General features: G+C 69.9%; 2 protein-coding genes. Both read left to right on the forward strand.

The features are described from left to right. Positions 1-169 precede the first annotated feature (169 nt). A complete protein-coding gene (locus tag ABTU92_RS29765; protein ID WP_408095146.1) occupies positions 170-295 on the forward strand; it encodes an aldehyde dehydrogenase family protein in 126 nt (41 codons plus the stop codon). Between the two features lie 154 nt (positions 296-449). Further along, positions 450-908: aldehyde dehydrogenase family protein (locus ABTU92_RS29770; RefSeq protein WP_408095145.1), on the forward strand; the 459-nt coding region annotated here is incomplete at its 3' end.

The following is a 908-nucleotide window of genomic DNA, read 5'->3' on the forward strand; positions in this document are numbered from 1 at the left end:
TGGTCGGCGAAGTCGAGCTGGCCCGGGTCGCTCTTGCCGCGGGCGATGCGGCTGGTCTCGATCTCGAACAGGTTGCCGATCGCGGCCTTCTGCACGAACTCGGTGGTGGAGACCGGCGCCGTCGTCGCGCTGGCGCCGCACGCCTCGGCGCGCCGAGGACGAGGAGGCGATCGACGCCGCCGCGGCCGCCTACCCGGCCTGGCGCGAGACCCCGATCGTCAAGCGCATCCAGGTGCTGTACCGGCTCAAGGCGCTGCTCGAGGCCAATCTCGACGAGCTGACCAGCTCTGGGTGAAGGAGGTGAACGCGGCCGGCGGGCTCAAGATCGGCGACAGGCGCGTGCCGATCGAGGTCGTCGAGTACGACGACCGCTCGCAGCATCCGAGGAAGGGCCAGTCAAGCCGATCAACGTCTCGCCCGGCTACGACACGGTCGGCTATCGCGAGCCGATGGGCGTGTTCGCCGGCATCGCGCCGTGGAACTTCCCGGCCATGATCCCGCAAGGCTGGATGGCGCCGATCTGCATCGTCACCGGCAACACGCTGGTGCTCAAGGCGGCGAGCTTCGCGCCGCAATGCGCGCTGCGGATCACCGAGCTGTGGTACGAGGCGGGGCTGCCGCCGGGCGTCCTCAACGTCGTCACCACCAGCCGCAACGAGGCCGAGATCCTGCTGCGTCATCCGCAGATCAAGGGCGTCAGCTTCGTCGGCTCGACCGATGTCGGCCGCCACGTCTACGCGACCGCCGCCGCGCACGGCAAGCGCGTCCAGGCGCTCACCGAGGCGAAGAACCACGCCCTGGTGCTGCGCGACTGCGTGCTGCCGCAGACCGTGCAGAGCATCATCAACTCGTTCTGCGGCTGCGCCGGCGAGCGCTGCATGGCGCTGCCCGCCGTGGTGGTCGAGGAC

The sequence above is a fragment of the Rhodoplanes sp. SY1 genome (genome assembly GCF_046000175.1).
GTDB lineage: Bacteria > Pseudomonadota > Alphaproteobacteria > Rhizobiales > Xanthobacteraceae > Rhodoplanes.